The sequence below is a fragment of the Actinomycetospora corticicola genome (genome assembly GCF_013409505.1).
GTDB classification, from domain to species: Bacteria; Actinomycetota; Actinomycetes; order Mycobacteriales; family Pseudonocardiaceae; genus Actinomycetospora; species Actinomycetospora corticicola.
In genome coordinates, this window is sequence record NZ_JACCBN010000001.1 from 925,231 (window position 1) to 940,749 (window position 15,519).

The 15,519-nt window shown below is 73.3% G+C and carries 16 protein-coding genes; 6 read left to right on the plus strand and 10 right to left on the minus strand.

Annotated elements, in window-relative coordinates; translation table 11 throughout:
- Positions 1-30: 30 nt before the first annotated feature.
- The 3 genes from BJ983_RS04390 to BJ983_RS04400 form a co-directional block, all read right to left on the minus strand.
- A complete protein-coding gene (locus BJ983_RS04390) occupies positions 31-2,571 on the minus strand; it encodes an ABC transporter transmembrane domain-containing protein (RefSeq protein ID WP_179792697.1) in 2,541 nt (846 codons plus the stop codon).
- Positions 2,572-2,681: 110 nt separating this feature from the next.
- Positions 2,682-2,825 (minus strand): hypothetical protein, encoded by a 144-nt coding sequence (locus tag BJ983_RS04395; protein WP_179792698.1) that lies wholly within the window; start codon positions 2,823-2,825, stop codon positions 2,682-2,684.
- Positions 2,826-3,029: 204 nt separating this feature from the next.
- Complete coding sequence (locus tag BJ983_RS04400; RefSeq protein WP_179792699.1) at positions 3,030-4,241, minus strand: MFS transporter; 1,212 nt, start codon at positions 4,239-4,241, stop codon at positions 3,030-3,032.
- Between the two features lie 71 nt (positions 4,242-4,312).
- Between BJ983_RS04400 and BJ983_RS04405 the strand changes: the two genes are divergently transcribed.
- Positions 4,313-4,897, plus strand: a complete 585-nt coding sequence (locus BJ983_RS04405; protein ID WP_179792700.1) for a TetR/AcrR family transcriptional regulator — start codon at positions 4,313-4,315, stop codon at positions 4,895-4,897.
- Here the strand turns inward: BJ983_RS04405 and BJ983_RS04410 are convergent.
- A complete protein-coding gene (locus BJ983_RS04410) occupies positions 4,879-6,045 on the minus strand; it encodes an alkane 1-monooxygenase (RefSeq protein WP_179792701.1) in 1,167 nt (388 codons plus the stop codon). The genes BJ983_RS04405 and BJ983_RS04410 overlap by 19 nt on opposite strands.
- Positions 6,046-6,426: 381 nt before the next feature.
- On the minus strand, positions 6,427-7,017 hold the full coding sequence (locus tag BJ983_RS04415; RefSeq protein ID WP_179792702.1) for a TetR/AcrR family transcriptional regulator: 591 nt from the start codon (positions 7,015-7,017) through the stop codon (positions 6,427-6,429).
- 292 nt (positions 7,018-7,309) lie between these two features.
- Here BJ983_RS04415 and BJ983_RS04420 point away from each other — a divergent pair, with 292 nt between their 5' ends.
- The 4 genes from BJ983_RS04420 (at position 7,310) to BJ983_RS04435 (ending at position 10,311) form a co-directional block, all read left to right on the plus strand.
- Complete coding sequence (locus BJ983_RS04420) at positions 7,310-8,275, plus strand: hypothetical protein (protein ID WP_179792703.1); 966 nt, start codon at positions 7,310-7,312, stop codon at positions 8,273-8,275.
- A 211-nt stretch (positions 8,276-8,486) separates the two neighbouring features.
- Positions 8,487-9,038, plus strand: coding sequence for a mycothiol transferase (locus BJ983_RS04425; protein WP_179792704.1), 552 nt, complete (start codon positions 8,487-8,489; stop codon positions 9,036-9,038).
- 16 nt (positions 9,039-9,054) lie between these two features.
- On the plus strand, positions 9,055-9,945 hold the full coding sequence (locus BJ983_RS04430) for an aldo/keto reductase (RefSeq protein WP_246325526.1): 891 nt from the start codon (positions 9,055-9,057) through the stop codon (positions 9,943-9,945).
- A 36-nt stretch (positions 9,946-9,981) separates the two neighbouring features.
- Positions 9,982-10,311 (plus strand): hypothetical protein, encoded by a 330-nt coding sequence (locus BJ983_RS04435; RefSeq protein ID WP_179792706.1) that lies wholly within the window; start codon positions 9,982-9,984, stop codon positions 10,309-10,311.
- Here BJ983_RS04435 and BJ983_RS04440 read toward each other — a convergent pair.
- Genes BJ983_RS04440 through BJ983_RS04450 form a run of 3 tightly spaced genes read right to left on the minus strand, consistent with a single transcriptional unit; the run spans position 10,280 to position 13,808 of the window.
- On the minus strand, positions 10,280-11,512 hold the full coding sequence (locus tag BJ983_RS04440) for a cytochrome P450 (RefSeq protein WP_179792707.1): 1,233 nt from the start codon (positions 11,510-11,512) through the stop codon (positions 10,280-10,282). The two genes, BJ983_RS04435 and BJ983_RS04440, sit on opposite strands and share 32 nt — an antisense overlap.
- On the minus strand, positions 11,512-12,087 hold the full coding sequence (locus BJ983_RS04445; protein WP_179792708.1) for a TetR family transcriptional regulator: 576 nt from the start codon (positions 12,085-12,087) through the stop codon (positions 11,512-11,514). Before BJ983_RS04445 ends, BJ983_RS04440 begins: the two co-directional genes overlap by 1 nt.
- On the minus strand, positions 12,084-13,808 hold the full coding sequence (locus BJ983_RS04450) for a GMC family oxidoreductase N-terminal domain-containing protein (protein WP_179792709.1): 1,725 nt from the start codon (positions 13,806-13,808) through the stop codon (positions 12,084-12,086). Before BJ983_RS04450 ends, BJ983_RS04445 begins: the two co-directional genes overlap by 4 nt.
- Before the next feature lie 183 nt (positions 13,809-13,991).
- On the opposite strand from BJ983_RS04450, the gene BJ983_RS04455 reads away from it, so the two are divergent.
- Positions 13,992-14,285, plus strand: a complete 294-nt coding sequence (locus tag BJ983_RS04455) for a helix-turn-helix domain-containing protein (protein ID WP_343053713.1) — start codon at positions 13,992-13,994, stop codon at positions 14,283-14,285.
- A gap of 1 nt (position 14,286) precedes the next feature.
- Here the strand turns inward: BJ983_RS04455 and BJ983_RS04460 are convergent, their stop codons facing one another.
- Positions 14,287-14,874, minus strand: coding sequence for a ClpP family protease (locus BJ983_RS04460; protein WP_179792711.1), 588 nt, complete (start codon positions 14,872-14,874; stop codon positions 14,287-14,289).
- Entirely contained in the window at positions 14,871-15,476 is a 606-nt protein-coding gene (locus BJ983_RS04465; protein WP_179792712.1) for a ClpP family protease, read from the minus strand. Before BJ983_RS04465 ends, BJ983_RS04460 begins: the two co-directional genes overlap by 4 nt.
- Positions 15,477-15,519 lie beyond the last annotated feature (43 nt).

The following is a 15,519-nucleotide window of genomic DNA, read 5'->3' on the forward strand; positions in this document are numbered from 1 at the left end:
ACGAGCGTCCGATCCGGGGGTGTCGCCATGTCAGCGCGGGGAGGAGGTCTCCGCGTCGGGTCGGCGATGGGCGGAACGGCCCGCCGGGGCGCCGCTGACGAGATCGGCCACCGTCCGTCGCCGCGGCGAGGACGTCCCGTCGTGCCGGGAGGATCCCGAGGACGGATGCGGCCGGCTCGCCGGGGCCGGTCCCGACGACGGGTGCGGGCGGCTCGCCGGGGTGGGTCCCGACGCCGGGTCGCGCGGGCCGGGGACCGGCATCGCCGTCGGGGTGTAGCGGGGGCCGCTCGTCGTCGCCGGGACCGCATGGGCCGGTGCCGGTGCCGGTGCGGGACGGCCCGGCGGGGCGGCAGGGGAGGGGGCCGGGGCTGCCGAGGGCGCGGATCCGACGATGCCGGGTTTCCTGTCCCTGGGTGCACGCAGTGACGCATTGCTCGCACCGGGGTGCAGGGCCGTCGGGCGGGTGAGCGCGGCGTCGGCCGCGGCGAGCGCGAGCAGGCGGAGCGGGTTGGTCACGGCGTCGGGCACGAGCGCGGGCACCGGGCCGCGGCGGCGGGGTGGCGGCACCGGCCGGGGCGTCGGCGCCGGGGTCGGGGCGGGCGTCGGTCGCAGGGCCCCGCGTCGCGGCGACCCGGACGCGGCGGCGGCGAGCACGGCGGCAGGGACGCGGCTCGTGCGCGGCTCGAGGTCGTCGTCGGACCCGGCGTCGGACCCGTCGTCGGGACGGTGGCCCTGCTGCGCCGCCCAGAGGTCGGCGTAGACACCCCGGCGCGTGAGGAGGTCGGCGTGCCGGCCCTGCTGGACCACCCGGCCCTCGTCGAGGACGACCACGAGGTCCGCGTCGCGGGCGGGCGTGAGGTCGTGGCTGACGACGATCGTGGTGCGCCCGCCGGACAGGCGGCGCAGGGGGTCGAGGACGGCCCGGGCGGTCGGGGCGTCGAGGCCGGTGGTCGGCTCGTCGAGGACGAGGATCGGGGAGGTGCGCAGCAGCGCCCGGGCGATCGCGAGACGCTGGCGCTGCCCGCCGGAGAGCGAGGCGCCGTCCTCCCCGACGACGGTGTCGAAGCCGTCGGGGAGCTCCCGGATGAAGTCCAGCGCGCCCGCGTCGCGGGCGGCCGCCTCGATCTCGTCGTCGGAGGCGTCGGGCCGGGCGTAGGCGATGTTCTCCCGCACGGTCAGGTCGAACAGCATCGGCTTCTGCGGCAGGAGGGTCACCGCGGCGCGGACGGACGAGATCGTGCGGTCCCGCACGTCGACGCCGTCGAGCAGGATCGCGCCGGACTGCACGTCGACGAAGCGCAGCAGCATGCGCGTCAGCGTCGACTTGCCCGCGCCGCTCGGCCCGGTGACCAGCACGAACTGCCCGGGCCGGACCTCGAGCGAGACGCCGTCGAGGCCGGCGGACTCCGTGCCGGGGTAGACGTAGCGCACGTCGCGGAGCTCGACGCGGCCGTGGGCGACGGGGGAGTCGGCGGCCCCGGGGGCGTCGCGCACCTCGGGCTCGGCGTCGAGGATCTCGAGGAGGCGCTCGCAGGAGGCGGACGCCGAGGTGACGGTCAGGTGCAGCGACCCGAGCTGGGACAGCGGCGGGTAGAGGTAGCCGAGGTAGGCGGCGAACCCGAACAGGCCGCCGACGGTCAGCTCGCCGGAGGCGATGAAGGCCGCGCCCGCGATCAGGACGGCGAGCAGGGCGCCGCTCTGGATGATCGTCGTGATCGGCCCGTAGATCATCTGCAGTCGGCTCTCCCGGGCGCGGGCGCGCCACCAGACCGTGCCGTGGTGGTCCAGGCGCGCGCTCTCGACGTGCTCGGTGCCGTAGGACTGCACGATCGGGAGGTTCTGCAGGGACTGCTGGATGCTGGTGCCGACCTCGCCCGCCGCCGCCCGCTCGACGCGGGCCGCGGTGCGGGTGAAGCGCCCCGTGATGCGGCTGGTGACCCACATCAGCGGCGCCAGCGCGACCACGATGACGGCGAGCTGCCAGCGGACGAGCACCGCGGCGGAGGCGTACGCGATCGCGGTGCCGACCGCGATGATCGTCGTGACGATGCCCGAGGACGCGAGGCCCTCGACGCCGTCGATGTCGGTGGAGAGCCGGGAGATCAGGTCGCCGGTCGGGTGCGCGGAGAAGAAGGACGGCCCGAGGCGCTGCAGGTGCGCGAAGACGTCGTGGCGCAGGCGGAAGACGAAGCGTTCGGCCGCGCCCACCATGAGCGAGCCGCCGAGGACCGAGAGCAGGCCGCCGACCGCAGTCAGCACCATCCACTCGACCGCCGAGGGCCACACCGCGTCCATCGAGCGGGCCACGGTGGCGCCGTCCACGATGCGCGCGAACATCGTGACGACGTAGGTGTCGCAGGCGGTGGCGAGGGCCATGAGCAGGAACGCGGCCATCAGCTTCGAGCGGTCACCGGTGGTGTAGCGCCAGAACCGGCGGACGATCGCGCGCAGGGTGAGGGCGGGCGCGTCCTCGCGTGCGGCTGCGGGCCCGTCCCCGGGCACACCGTCGACCGCCGCGTCGGCGCCCCCGACGCCGTCGTGCGCGGTCCCTGCCGTCGAGTGCGCGCCCACCGTCTCCCTCGTCCGTAGCCACAACCGGCCGACGACCCGTGGGAGGGGCCGCCGGCCGGAAGGTCATGGTGCGCCCGGCCCGTCACCGGGCCGGGACGCCGACGACCTGATCAGTCGTCGCAGCAGTGCTTCGGCTTGCACTCACGCTTCGGCTCGCAGTGCTGCGGCGGCTTGCACTCGTGGCAGCCACAGCCGCGGTGGTGGTGGTGGCGGTGCCGCGGGGGAGCGCAACCGTCGAGCAGGAAGAAACCCATGATCGATCCTCTCGGGGGAAGGAACCATCGCCTCGCCGGTCGGTGAGGCCTGGTCACGATCGGATCACGACATAAGAATCGGCTGTGAGCGAGCTGTCCCCCGATCGAGTGATACGCACATGTCTGTGAATGCATCAATCAGTTGGTCAAAGAAGGGCACCGAGAACCAAGGACCGGTCAAGGCGCGGCCTTCTCAGAATCCACTCAGGCCGATCCTGTCAAGACCGGACGACGGCGCCGGGCGCGCACCACGTTGACCGCGACGGCGGCCGCCCCGAGCACGACGACGACGGCGCCGTAGATCTCCGCGGCGGTGGCCAGACCGACGATCCCGGTGCCGATCCCGGCGAGGACGGCGGGCACGGAGAACGCGGTGTAGGAGATGACGTAGAACGTCGCGAACAGTTCGCCACGTTCCTCCGGCGCGGCGATCTCCGCGAACACCCCGAAACAGGCGAGCGCGGCCGCGCCGAACCCGATCCCGGCGATCACCGTGCCGAGAGCGGCCACCACCACGGAGGTCAGGGCCATCCCGAGCAGGGTCACGGCGGTGCCGCCGGCCAGCAGGGCGGCGGCCGGGGCGACCAGCGACCGCACCGGCCGGCCGCGCAGCAGGTAGGAGGTCAGGGCGCCGGTCCCGCAGAGCAGGGTGACCACCAGGCCGCCGACGAGGCGCGACTGCACCCCGAGCAGGCCCGCCGCGATCGACGGGCCGAGGGACATGTAGAGCCCGCCGAGCGCCCAGCTCGTCACGAGCACGGGGGTCAGGGCGAGCACCTCACCGCGCAGTCGGGGTGCCACACCCACCCGCGGGACCAGCGACGCCCAGCCGCCCGCGCGCCGCGTCGCGGTCTCGGGCAGCACGGCGACGACCACCGCCGAGAGCGCCAGGAGGACGAGGAGCACGATCCAGACGAGGCGCGTCGGTGCGGGGGCGAGCTGCACGAGGGCGCCCGCGCCCACGGCGCCGGCCGCCAGCCCGGCGAGCGTGCCGACGCCGGTCACCATTCCCGCCCGGTGCGGTGCCTCGCGGGGGGCGAGATCGACCATCAGGGCGCCGAGGGTGGTGATCGCGGCGCCGGTCGCGATGCCCTGCAGGAAGCGCGCGACGAGCAGCGCCGGGACGCCACCCGCCGTCAGGAAGACGACGAAGGAGACGGCCTCGAGGGCGATCGCGCCGGCGAGCACGGGGCGGCGTCCGACGTGGTCGGAGAGCGCCCCGACCACGAGGAGCGCGCCGAGGAGGCCCAGGACGTAGACGGCGAAGACGACGGTCAGCGTCGCGGCCGAGAAGCCGAAGAGCTGCTGGTAGAGCGGGTAGAGCGGGCTCGGCACGCTCGAGGCGGCCGGGAAGAGCACGACGACCCCGCCGACGGCCGCGAAGAGCCGGGCGCGGGTCCGATCCTCGGAGTGCACAGATCGCTGCGTTTGCACGACGGCGACGCTAGCACGTGGCGAGCAAAGATCGCTGCGTTAGAATCGAGGACATGAGCGAGACGGGTGGAACGCGGCCGGGTGGCCGGTCGGCGCGGGTCCGGGCGTCCGTGCACCGGGCGGTGGCCGACCTGGTCGCCGAGGGGGTGCGCACCGAGGACCTGACGATCCCCGTGATCGCCGCGCGGGCGGGCGTGCACGCGACGACGGTGTACCGGCGCTGGGGCTCGGTCGCCGAGCTCCTCGCCGCGGTGGCCGAGCACCGGTTCACCGGCGACGTGGTCGTGCCCGACACCGGCTCGCTGGGGGCGGACCTCGAGCGGTGGGCGGGCGACGTCGCCCGCGACCTCGCCGACCCCGACTCCCTCGCGCTCATGCGCGCCTCGATCGGCGCCGGCGAGACCGCCGCGTGCGCGTGCACCGCCGACCGGCGGTCCCAGATCGCCGGGATCCTCGAGCACGAGACCCGCCGCGGGGGAGAGGTACCGGAGGTCGACGCCGTGGTCGACGGGGTCCTCGCGCCGCTGTACTACACCGCGCTGTTCGTGCCCGCGCACGAGCGAGGGCCCGCACCCGAGGATCGGGTACGGGCCCTCGTGGAGAAGCTCCTGGGTGGAGCTCAGGCCTTGACGCCGTAGCGGGCGCGCTTGCGGGGCAGCACGTTGGCGAGCTCGAGGTCGCCGTCGTAGTGGGCGCGGACCTTCGGGTCCATGATCGCGCGCCACAGCGGCGGGATCACGGCGACGACGATCATGGTCCCGTAGCCGCTCGGCAGCTGCGGCGACTCCTCGAAGTGGCGCAGCGTCTGGTAGCGGCGGACCGGGTTCGCGTGGTGGTCGGAATGGCGCTGCAGCTGGTAGAGCAGCAGGTTCGACACCGTGTGGTCGGCATTCCAGGAATGGCGCGGGTCGACCCGCTCGTAGCGCCCGTCGTCGCGCTTCTGGCGCTTGAGGCCGTAGTGCTCGAGGTAGTTCACGACCTCCAGCAGGCTGAACCCGACGAACGCCTGCACCAGCAGCCACGGAATCACGGCCGGCCCGAACACGGCGATGAGGACACCGAACAGCACGACGGTCATCGCCCAGGCGATCAGGATGTCGTTGCGCCACGTCCAGTGGCTCCGGTCGTGCCGCGCGAACCGCTTCTTCTCCAGGTGCCAGGAACTGGTGAGTGAGCCCCAGACGCTGCGCGGCAGGAAGCTCAGCCAGAAGTTCTCACCGAGGCGCGAGCTCGCCGGGTCCTCGGGGGTCGCGACCCGCACGTGGTGCCCGCGGTTGTGCTCGACGTAGAAGTGGCCGTACGCGGAGGTCGCCAGCGCGATCTTCGACAGCCAGCGCTCGTTCTCCTCGCGCTTGTGCCCGAGCTCGTGCGCGGTGTTGATCGCGATGCCCGAGACGACGCCCATCGTGAGCGCGAGCCCGACGTCGCTGATCAGGCTCAGGTCCTGGGTGGCCCACACCCAGCAGCTGAACACCAGGCTCGCGTACTGCAGCGGGAGGAACAGGAAGGTGATCCACCGGTAGTACTTGTCGGCCTCCAGACGGGCCCGCTCGGACTCCGGCGGGTTGTCGTCGGTCTTCCCGACCAGCAGGTCCAGCGCCGGCAGCACCACGAACAGGATGATCGGGCCGAGCCACCAGAACAGGCTCAGCCCGGTCCAGTGCACCAGCCCGTAGGCGGCGATGGGCAGTGCCGGCATCACGGTGCCCAGCGGCCACAGGTAGCGGCGCCTGTCGCGCCACGGCTCCTGCTGCTCGATCGGTTCCCGCGCCTGTTCGATGGTCATCGTCGGCCTCCTCACGCTCCCCGTACACAGGTAACTGTGACAGCGTGTCGCCGTTGAAACAAGACCGAGTTTTTGTCTCAGTTCCAGGTCCGGCCCGGTCTCCGGTGGCAGCAAAGCGTCGTTGCCGGCGTCCAGTGGCAGGGACGCCACATCGTCGGTCTCTTCCCGACGGCGGGTCGGTGCCGGATCGGCCCCTGTCGCGGGCTTCCGTCGATGCCCGACCGCCTGGTCGCTGTGACGCACAACGACAGGGCGGCGGCGGGGCTCGGGTCCCCGCGACAGGGGAGACCGCCCGGCGTCGGGAAACAAGATCACGTCGAGTGGACCGCGAGGGCTGCTCCGAAGATCGACATCAGCTCTGAGCGTCCACCCGACGGCGGCTCACGAGGTGCAGAGCAGGCAGGCCGCGATCCGGGCGAGTCGGTCGGCGGCCTCGGCGTGGCCGAGCCCGGGGGAGACGAGGTGGCTGATCGTCAGGCGGACGATCGCGTCCACGGCGTCGTCCACGACGCGGCCCTCGATCTCCGGGTCGCGCTTCCGGACCCAGCCGCCCACCAGCCCGGAGCCGCCGGCGATGATCGCGTCGCCGCGGGTGGTGAGGAACGGCAGCAGGCCGGTGTCGCCGCTGCGGCTGCCGGTGAGGATCGCCCGCAGCAGCGGGTTGTCGGCCGCCTCGTCGAGGGTGAACCGGACCGCGCCGCGCACACCCTCGGGCACGGTGTCGCTGCCGTCGAGGACGGTCGCTATCCCGGTGAAGAAGCGCTCCGCCTCGCGCGCGACCAGGGCCTCGCCGACGCCGTCCTTGGTGCCGAACTCGCGGTAGAGGGTGGGGCGGGAGACGCCCGAGGCGGTCGCGACCTCGCCGATCCGCACGCGGTCCCACCCGTGTTCGACGGCGAGTGCGGCAGCGGTGTCGAGCACGCGTTCGCGCACCTGGCGTCGGAACTCGACGCGGAGTGATTCGCCGGTCATGCGTCGAGTCTCACTCATTGCGACCGATCGTGACCGCGGAGGACACAGATAGCGGCCGGACGGGTGCCGACACTCCGCCCGTTACCGCATCGTGACCTGTGCGTTTGCCGCAGGCATATGGCCTGAGCTGCGCGTCTGTGCGGAGCAAGCACAGGGGGTGAGTACTAGGCCAACTCAGTGAAGCGATCACATAGGGCCAAGCGGGTGTAACGCAATCGGGTGCCTGCCGATGAGTCGGCCAGATCGAGTGCTGGACCGGTCGTCGGGGCCAACGACTGTGGAGGTCGCAAGGATGCGAGCACGTCCTGGGCGGTTGCTGCCGAGTGTCATCGTCGGCGGACTACTGGCCTCCGGGCTGGCCCTGGGAGCGGGTACCGCGAGTGCCGCGGATGCCGACTCTGCGCACTGCTACATCGGAACGACGCTGTACAAGATCCTCGACGCCGACAAGGTGTCGAAGGACGGCAACGACTGCAAGGTCAACGGCTCGATCCTCAGCTCGCTCACCGGCATCGCGACCGGACTGCTGGAACCGGCAACGACGGTGGCTGACGGCGCGACGTCCACGCCGAGTGGTGGCTCGACGACACCGGGCGCGGCGGGCGGGGATGCGACTGCCAACAACCCGACGACTGGCACGCCGTCCGGTGCTGGCGCTGGGAACGACTCCACCTCAGGCACCGACACCAAGGCCGGGACCGGCAACGGGACCGCGAGCGGGAACGGGACCGCGACCGGCAATGGGACCGGGACGAAGCCGGCTCCGGCCGTGGTCGCACCCGCGCCTGCTCCGGTCGGTGCCCCCGCCCCGCTCGGCGCGGCCGGACCGGTCGGGGCACTGCCCGCCCTGCCGCCGCTCGGTGGGATCGCGCCGGCCGGGTTGGCGACGAACCTGTTCGCCGCCAACTCCTACGACCCGGGACTGCTGTTCGGCTCGCCGCTCGGCAACGCCGCGTCGGCGCTGTTCTCGCCGAAGGCCGACTCCGACGTGACGACCGTCAGCCAGGCCCAGGTCCTGCCCACCGCCGCGAGCAGTGGGTACGGCACCCCGGCGACGATCGGCGTGATCATCCTCGCCTGCCTGATCGGCTTCGCCGTGCGGCACCGTGTGATCAGCCGGATGAAGGCCCGTGAGGTCCCCGCCGAGGAGTACCGGCCGCGGCACGCGGCCCCGGAGCTCGCCGACGCGGACTCCGAGGTGGCGGGCGAGCCCGTCCCGGACGACGCCCGGACGCTCGTCGTCCTGACCCAGCGGTGATGCCCGTGGCACGGAGGGCCGCACAGGGCCCTCCGTGCCACGGACATCCGGACGAAGCCACCCCGCCGACCGATCACCGCGCCGATCGGTCGGCGTCGACGGCCGGCTGCCCCCGGCCACCGGGGTTCCGGCGGTGCACCTCCCAGAGCGCCGCCGGACCCCGGCTGCACCGGTCGGGAGCGCCGACCCACGACCGATAACGTGGACGCCCGTGACCGACACGCCCTGGGAGCCGCCCCTCGCGGGCACCGAGGCCGAGCAGCTGGTCGGTGCGCTCGAGCGGCTGCGGGCCACGTTCCGCTGGAAGGCCGACGGGCTCGACGAGGACGGGCTCGCCGCCACGGTCGGCGTCTCCACGCTCACCCTCGGCGGGCTGCTCAAGCACCTGGCCTGGGTCGAGGCGCTGACGTTCCGCGCCAAGCTGCACGGCGAGCCCCTCGGCCCGGAGTGGGACGACGCCCCCTGGGACGACGATCCCGACTGGGAGTTCACCTCCGCCGCCGCGGACGACCCGGCCACGCTCTACGCCCGCTACGACGCGGCCGTCGCCTGGTCCCGCGCCGCCCTCGAGGAGGCCCTCGACGGTCAGGGCCTCGACGGGACGGTCCACCTCACCGGTCCCGACGACGAGCCGGTGAACCTCCGCCGCCTCGTCTGCGACCTCGTCGAGGAGTACGGCCGCCACACCGGGCACGCCGACCTGATCCGCGAGTACGTCGACGGCCGGATCGGCGAGGACCCCCTATCGGCGTGCTCCCCCTGATGGGATGGAGACCCACATGAGCAGGCTCGTCCTCGGCTGCATGCGCATCGAGGGTCTCGACGACGGGGCGGTCCGGGCCCTGGTCGACACCGCGCTCGACGTCGGGATCACGACGTTCGACCACGCCGACGTCTACGGCTCCACCCGGCACGCCTGCGAGCGCCGGTTCGGCGAGGCCGCCGGGCTCACCGGCGCGCGGCGGGAGCAGGTGACGATCCAGACGAAGGTCGGCATCCGCGAGGGCTACTACGACTTCTCCCGCGAGCACGTGCGGCGCTCGGTCGACGAGTCGCTCGCGGCGCTGCGCACGGATCACGTCGACGTCCTGCTCCTGCACCGCCCCGACGCGCTCGCCGACCCCGACGACGTCGCCGAGACCCTCGACGGGCTGGTGACGGCGGGGAAGGTGCGGGCGATCGGGGTCTCCAACCACACCGCCGGTCAGATCGCGCTGCTCGAGCGCTCGCTCCCGACCCCAATCGTCGCGAACCAGATGCAGCTCGGCCTGGGCCACGCGCCGATGATCGCCGCGGGGCTGGCCGCGAACGTCGCTGCGCTGGAGCAGTCCGTGGACCGCGACGGCGGGGTCCTCGACGCGTGCCGGCTGCGCGGGATCACCGTCCAGGCGTGGTCGCCGTTCGCCGACGCCGACGGCCGGATCGTCCTCGGCGACCGCGAGCACCACGCCGAGCTGAACGACGCCCTCGACGAGATCGCCGACGCCCACGGCGTCACCGCGACCGCGGTCGTCACGGCCTGGATCACCACCCACCCCGCGCGAATGCAGGTGGTCGTGGGCTCCACGCGGCCGGAGCGGATCCGGGAGGCGGCGCCCGGCGCGGACCTGCGGCTGACACGGCCGGAGTGGTACCGCCTGGTCGCGGCCGCGGGCTACGCCATCCCCTGAGGTAACGCGTTAGGCCGAACGGGCGATTCGCACGGTATGGAGATCGCCGGCTGGGTGCTGTTCGGGTTCGGGCTGCTCGTGATCCCGCTCGCCTCCGCGGTGATCACCTACCGATTGCTCCGCGCCCCGGCGCGGGCCTGGCAGCTGTCCCTGGCGCACAAGCTCTCCGGGGTGCCCGCGTTCCTGGGCATCGGGGCCGTGACCACGATCGTGCTGTCGTTCGCGACGGGCCTGCCCGCGGACGTGTCGGGGGTCGTCGCCGTCGTCCTGGGCGTCCTCGTCGCGGGCAGCGTCTGCTTCACCGCCCGCGGTCTCCGCGTCCCGGCCGCGCCGGTCAGCCCGCCAGACGCACCGGCAGGTGCTTGATCCCGTTCACGAAGATCGACTGCAGCCGGTCCGGCTCGCCGACCACCTCGAGGTCGCCCATCTCGGTCAGCAGCCGCCGGAACATCACGCCCGCCTCGCGCCGCGCCAGGTGCGCCCCGAGGCAGAAGTGCGGGCCGTGCGCGCCGAAGCCCTGGTGCGGGTTGGGGGAGCGGCGCAGGTCGAGCCGGTCGGGCTCGGTGAACACGGTCTCGTCGCGGTTGGCCGACCCGTAGAGCAGCAGCAGCTTCTCCCCGGCCGCCACCGGCACGCCGCCGACCGTGGTGTCCTCCACGACGGTGCGGCGCATCCAGTTGATCGGCGACGCCCAGCGCACCACCTCGTCGACCGCCGTCGACAGCTCCGGCTCCGCGGTCCACTGCGCGCGGGCCTCCGGGTCGAGGTGCAGGCCCCAGATGCCGTGGGTGACCGCGTTGCGGGTGGTCTCGTTGCCGGCGACGCAGAGCAGGATGAAGAACGACGCGATCTCCTGGTGCGTCAGCCGCTCCCCGTCGACCTCGCCGTGCACGAGTGCCGAGAGCACGTCGTCGCGCGGGTCGTCCTCGACCGAGGCGGCCAGCTCCGTCATGAGGCCCGAGAGACCCGCGCCCGCCGTCAGATAGTCCTGCAGCGGGTTCTCCGAGGTGACGTACTCCGGGTCGTCGCCGGCCAGGATCATGTTCGACCAGGTGAAGACGTCCGCGCGGCGCGATTCCGGGATGCCCATCATGTCGCAGATCAGCAGCAGCGGGAGCGGTGCGGCGATCTCGGTGACCAGGTCGAACTCGCCGCCGTGGTCCGCGGCCTTCGCACGGGCCCGGGCCAGGACCTCCTCGGCGATGCGCTCGACGTCGTCGATCAGACCCGACACCCGCTTCGGGGTGAACGCCGCCGCCGCGATCCGCCGGATCTTGGTGTGCCGCGGGGCGTCCATACTGATCAGCGACCCGAAGAACTCGTGCGCCTCGGCCGGCAGGTCGAGGATCGACACCGCGCCCCGCCCGGAGCAGAACCGCTGCGGGTTGCGGCTCACCTCGTCGACGTCGGCGTGCCGCGCGACGACCCGGAACCCGTCGCCCTTCGGGAACCCGGGGAACTCCGGCTCCTCGAACCAGGGCAGGCCCTCGGTGGCGCGCAGCTCGGCGAAGGCGGTGTAGCGGTCCTTCCAGGGGAGGGCCCAGAAGTCGCGGTTGCCGAGATCCATCATTCCTCCAGGACGGTCACGAGCGCGGTGATCAGGAGCTTCCGGACGGCGGGTCGGTCGAGCGACCCTCGCACGAGCCACTCGCGCGAGGCGGCGCGCACCATCCCGAAGAAGGCGCGCACGCGGGCGCGGAGCGGCTCGTCGCACGGGTCCCGGTGCAGGGCCGTCAGGACCCGGTCGACGGCGGTCTCGTCGGCGTCCTCGACGACCGCGTCGATCTCGGCGTCGCCGGACACCCCGATGCCCACGGACAACCACAGCGTCCGCCGGTCGGTGACCGTGTCGAGGAACCAGTCGACGGCGGCCGCCGCGCGGTCCTCGGGACGCTGCCCGGCCAGGTGGGCGGCCGCCTGCTCGGGGATCGTCAGCAGTTCGCGCAGCGCCTCGAGGTAGAGCGCCCGCTTCGTGCCGAAGTAGTGGTTGAGCAGGGCCCGGGCGACGCCCGCCTCCCGGGCCAGCTCCGTCGTCGAGACCTCGCCGTAGGGGCGTGCCGCGTAGAGCCGCAGCGCCGCGTCGAGGATCTCGGTGCGCCGGGCGTCCGGGTCGAGGCGACGCCGGGCGGCCAGCTCGTTCACCGCAGGACCGTGAGCGGGAGCCGCAGCGCCGCCGGTGCCTCCTCCGGCACCGCCGGGCGCCGCGGCGCGACGGGCTCGACGCGTCGGTAGGTCTCGCCGGGTGCCGGGCGGAGGTCCTCCTCGCCGGCGTTCGGCCAGAGCGCGAGCGCCCGCTCGGCCAGTGCGGTGATGGTCAGCGACGGGTTCACCCCGAGGTTCGAGGGGATCGTCGACCCGTCGATCACGTGCACGCCCGGGTGGCCGTGCAGCCGGTGGTAGGCGTCGACCACGCCGTCGTCGGGCGTCGAGCCGAGCACCGCGCCGCCCAGGAAGTGCCCGGTGACCGGCACGTTGGCGAGGCTCGACGCCGCGCCGACGGGCACGCCGCGGATGCGCCGCGCGACCCGGCGGGCCACCTCGTGCCCGGCCGGGATCCACGGCGGGTTCGACTCGCCGTCGGGCTTGGCGCTGGTGAGGCCGGGCAGGAAGCGGCGCCGGCGGACCGTGAGCGAGTTGTTCAGCGTCTGCATCACCAGCAGGACGATCGACTCCTCCGACCACCGCTTCGGCCGGTGGAGCAGGGGGAGTTCCCGACGACGGGTCACGACCTCGCGCAGGATGCGGCGCCAGCCCGGGCCCTGGCGGCCGATCGTCGGGTCGGACGGGTCGGCGGAGCCGTCGATCAGCATCGCCGACATCAGCGCGAGCAGGTTCGACCCGTGCCCGTAGCGCACCGGCTCGACGTGGGTGTTCTCGTCGACGTGGATCGAGGACGTGATCGCGACGCCGTCGGTGAAGTCGGCCGTGGGGTCGGGCGTCCGGGCCGCGAGGATGGCCTCGGAGTTGGTGCGCACCCCGCGGCCGAGGGTCGCGGAGATGCGGGGGAGCAGGCCCTTGTCCCGCTGCCGGTGCAGGAGGCGCTGCGTGCCCAGCGCGGAGGCGGAGACGACCACCTGACCCGCCGTCAGCACCCGTCGTCGGGAACGGTGGCCGGGCCGTGGGGTCTCGCGGACCTCCACCTCGTAGCCGGAGGCGCCCGAGAGGTCGCCGTGGCGGGGGCGGATCAGGGTCGCGGTGGTCATCGGGAGGACCGTGGCGCCCGCGCCCTCGGCCAGGTGCAGGTAGTTCTTGGCGACCGTGTTCTTCGCGTTGTGGCGGCACCCGGTCATGCACTCGCCGCAGTCGATGCAGGTGCGCCGGGCCGGGCCCGCGCCGCCGAAGTACGGGTCGGGCACCTCGGCGCCGGGCTCGTCACCGAAGAGCACCCCGACGTCGGCGTTGCGGTAGGTGTGGCCGACGCCCAGCTCCTCGGCGACGTCGCGCATGACGGCGTCCGCCGCGGAGGTGCGCGGGTAGGTCTGCACGCCGAGCATGCGCGAGGCCTGGTCGTAGTGGCGGTCGAGCTCGTCGTCCCAGTCGACGCCGGCAGGCCAGGTGCCGTCGGCGAACACCCGGGCCGGGGGCCGGTAGAGCGTGTTGGCGTACACCAGCGAGCCGCCGCCGACGCCCGCGCCGGAGAGCACGAGCACGTGGCGCAGCGGGTCGACGCGGAAGATCCCGTGGAAGCCCAGCCGGGGTGCCCACAGGAAGTCGCGCAGGTGCCAGGAGGTGCGAGCGAAGTCCTGGTCGGCGAATCGGCGGCCCGCTTCGAGCACGCCGACCCGATAACCCTTCTCGGTGGCCCGCAGCGCGGCCACGCCGCCGCCGAATCCCGAGCCGATCACGAGGACGTCGTAGTCCATGACGGCACTCTGCGCCGCTTGTTGGCAGCTTGTCAACAGTGTCCGGGTTCTGCTTCTGGCAGAACCGTGGGACGGCGGGCGGTCGGGTCTGCGACGGTGCTCGACATGGGCGAGCTGATTCGGCTGGACGCGCACCGGCGGGAGCGAGCGAGCGGCACTCTCGCGCACATAGACGCTGCGAAGGTGCCGCTCGCTCGGGCCGGTACGCCCGAACCGCTGTGGCGCGAGGTGGTCGGACGCCGGGTGCGGGCCCTGCGCCGCGACCGGGGCGAGCGACTGGCCGACACCGCCGAGCGCGCCGGCATCTCGCCGCAGTACCTGTCCGAGGTCGAGCGCGGCCGCAAGGACCCGTCGAGCGAGATCCTCGCGGCCGTCGCCGGGGCGCTGGAGGTGCCGTTGCGCGACCTGATCGGGTTGGCCCACGCCGACCTCGCCCGCGGCGCCGGCGCACGTGGTCCGGTGCTGCTCGCCGCGTGAATCAGTGCCGCTCGATCACCTGGTCGACGATCCCGTACTCGCGGGCCGCGGCGGCGGTGAGCACCAGGTCGCGGTCGGTGTCGCGACGGAGACGGTCCGCGTCCTGACCGGTGTGCGCCGCGAGGATCGCCTCCATCTCCGCGCGCACCCGCACGACCTCGTCGGCCGCGAGGATCAGGTCGGGGATCGCGCCGCGTCCCTGGGCGGCGGGCTGGTGGAGCACCACCCGCGTGTGGGGCAGCGCCGAGCGGCGTCCGGAAGCCCCCGCCGCGAGCAGCACCGCGCCCGCCGCGACCGCCTGGCCCACGCAGGTCGTCGCCACCGGGGCGCGGACGTACTGCATGGTGTCGTAGATCGCGAGCATCGCCGCCGTGTCCCCGCCCTCGCAGTTCACGTACAGCCCGATCTCCTGCTCCGGGGCGTCCGCCTCGAGGTGCAGCAGCTGGGCGATCAGCGCGTTCGCGACCCCGGCGTCGATCGCCGTCCCCAGGTACACGATCCGTTGGCTGAGCAGGTGGGAGTAGACGTCGGTGATCCGCTCGCCGCGGGAGTCGCGCGTCAGGACGTTCGGGATCGTGTAGCTGCTCATGCCGCCACCCCCATGCCCACCCGCAGGCGCCGCACCGGCATGACCTGGTCGAAGCTCGACACGATCCCGTCGACGAACCCGTACTCCTGCGCCTGCGCGGCCGTGAACCAGCGGTCGTGCAGCGAGTCCTCGAACACCCGCTCGGGCGGCTGCCCGGTGTCGTCGGCGATCAGCCCGAGCACCGTGTCGCGGGTGTGCCGCAGGTCGTTCGCCTGCACCTCCACCTCGACGGCCGATCCGCCGATCCCGGACGACCCCTGGTGCATGAGGATCTTCGCGTGCGGGAGCGCGAACCGCTTGCCCGGCGTCCCCGCCGAGAGCAGGAACTGCCCGGCGCTGCACGCGAGGCCGAGCGCCAGGGTCGAGACGTCCACCGGCACGAGGCGCATCACGTCGCGGATCGCGAGCATCGCCGGCACCGAGCCGCCGGGGGAGTGGATCCACAGCGCGACGTCCGCCGAGTCGTTCTCCGCGGCGAGGGTGAGCAGGTGGGTGGCGAGCGCGGTGCCGTTGTCGTCGTCGAGCGGTCCGTCGAGCACGAGGACGCGGTGGCGCAGCAGCTGGGCCCGCAGGTCGGGGGAGAAGGAGGTCGGTTCGGTCATGCCCCGACCCTGGCGTCCCGACGCCGGGTCCTGCCGCGGCTTC